The 618-nt window shown below is 63.9% G+C and carries 2 pseudogenes; one reads left to right on the forward strand and one right to left on the reverse strand.

From position 1 onward, the window contains the following. Positions 1 to 433, reverse strand: a pseudogene (locus A5663_RS05620) (SDR family NAD(P)-dependent oxidoreductase); the annotation flags it as partial. On the opposite strand from A5663_RS05620, the pseudogene A5663_RS05625 reads away from it, so the two are divergent. Next, positions 426 to 618: pseudogene (locus A5663_RS05625) on the forward strand (SDR family NAD(P)-dependent oxidoreductase); the annotation flags it as partial. The pseudogenes A5663_RS05620 and A5663_RS05625 sit on opposite strands and share 8 nt — an antisense overlap.

Consider the following 618-nt stretch of genomic DNA (forward strand, 5'->3'; position numbering starts at 1 on the left):
GCATCTTGTCGAACGTGCGCGTAAGGCCTTCTCGGTCAACGCCTTCGGCGGCAGTCGAGTTGCGCATGATCGCGGTCTTGATGCCGCCGGGATGCACGGTCGTCACCTTCACCGGGTGACGCGCGGCCTTCATCTCCTGGCGCAGTGCCTCGGTGAACCCGCGGACCGCGAACTTCGCCGAGTTGTACGCCGCCTGGCCGGGAATCGAGAAGATGCCGAACAGGCTCGAGACGTTGACGACGTGACCGTCGCCGGATGCGATCAGGTGCGGCAGGAACACCTTGGTGCCGTTGACGACGCCCCAGTAATCGACGTCCATCACCCGCTCGAAGTCCTTGAACGGCGTGATCTCGACGTCGCCCACGTACGCGATGCCCGCGTTGTTGTAGATCTGGTTCACCTTGCCGAAGTACTCGACCACCGACTCGGCGTACAACTCGGCGAAGTTCGCGGTCCGCGGGTTCACCGAGGCACTGCGCCAGGAGATGAAGGCCGCGCGTCACCCGGTGAAGGTGACGACCGTGCATCCCGGCGGCATCAAGACCGCGATCATGCGCAACTCGACTGCCGCCGAAGGCGTTGACCGAGAAGGCCTTACGCGCACGTTCGACAAGATGC

This window comes from Mycobacterium sp. E740, assembly GCF_001672895.1.
Lineage (GTDB): Bacteria > Actinomycetota > Actinomycetes > Mycobacteriales > Mycobacteriaceae > Mycobacterium.